The organism is Komagataeibacter kakiaceti JCM 25156 (assembly GCF_000613305.1).
Genome location: NZ_BAIO01000590.1, coordinates 1 through 1,297, shown reverse-complemented (window position 1 = coordinate 1,297; position 1,297 = coordinate 1). Strand labels below are relative to the sequence as shown.

At 65.5% G+C, this 1,297-nt stretch carries 1 protein-coding gene; it reads left to right on the top strand.

Annotated features, from left to right (window positions below; all coding sequences use genetic code 11):
- Positions 1-72: 72 nt before the first annotated feature.
- Positions 73-1,297: DNA topoisomerase (ATP-hydrolyzing) (locus JCM25156_RS16905; RefSeq protein ID WP_025814069.1), on the top strand; the 1,225-nt coding region annotated here is incomplete at its 3' end.

Sequence of the window (1,297 nt, the reverse complement as noted above, 5' to 3'; positions counted from 1 at the left end):
CCTGCCTTCCGTCCCGCCCTTGCGCCCGCGTGGCCGCGACGGGCGGGATAACCCTGACATGACGGAACTGCCTTGACCGAGATACCCGACGATCCCCTGCCCCCGTCCGCCATGCTGCCGGTCACGATCGAGGAGGAAATGCGTTCCTCCTATCTGGCCTATGCGATGTCCGTCATTGTCAGCCGCGCCCTGCCGGACGTGCGTGACGGGCTGAAGCCGGTCCATCGCCGCATCCTGTATTCCATGCGCGAAAGCGGGTTCACCCACGACAAGCCCTACCGCAAATCAGCCCGCGCGGTGGGTGACGTGATGGGTAAGTACCACCCGCATGGCGACTCCTCCATTTACGACGCCATGGTGCGCATGGCGCAGTCATGGTCGATGCGGGTGAAACTGATCGACGGGCAGGGCAATTTCGGTTCGGTGGATGGGGATTCCCCCGCCGCCATGCGTTACACCGAAGCCCGTCTGGCCAAGGCCGCGTCCTTCCTGCTGGACGACATCGACCGCGATACGGTCGATTTCCAGCCCAACTACGATGAAAGCGAGCAGGAACCCCAGATCCTGCCCGCCGCCTTCCCCAACCTGCTGGTCAATGGCGCGTCGGGCATCGCGGTCGGCATGGCCACCAACATCCCGCCGCACAACCCCGGTGAGATCATTGACGCGACCCTGGCGCTGATCGCGCGCCCGGACATGACGCTCGATGACCTGCTGGACTACGTGCCCGGCCCGGACTTTCCCACCGGCGGCACCATCCTTGGCCGCGCGGGCATCCGCAGCGCGTTCGAGACGGGGCGTGGCTCGGTCATCATCCGCGCCAAGGCCGAGATCGAGGACATCCGCAAGGACCGCAAGGCCATCATCGTCACCGAAATCCCCTATCAGGTGAACAAGGCCACGCTGCAGGAGCGCATCGCGGATCTGGTGCGCACCAAGCAGGTCGAGGGCATTTCCGACATCCGTGACGAGAGCGACCGTTCGGGCATGCGCATCGTCATCGAGATCAAGCGCGAGGCGACGCCGGAGGTGGTGCTGAACCAGCTCTACCGCTTCACGCAGCTCCAGACCTCGTTCGGCGTGAACATGCTGGCGCTCGATGGCGGCCAGCCGCGCCTCATGGGCCTGAAGGACGTGCTGGAGGCGTTCATCCGCTTCCGTGAGGAAGTCATCCTGCGCCGCGCGCGCTTTGACCTGAACAAGGCGCGTGACCGGGGGCACCTGCTGGTGGGCCTGGTCATCGCGGTGGCCAATATCGACGCGGTGATCGCCCTGATCCGCGCGGCTCCGGACACGG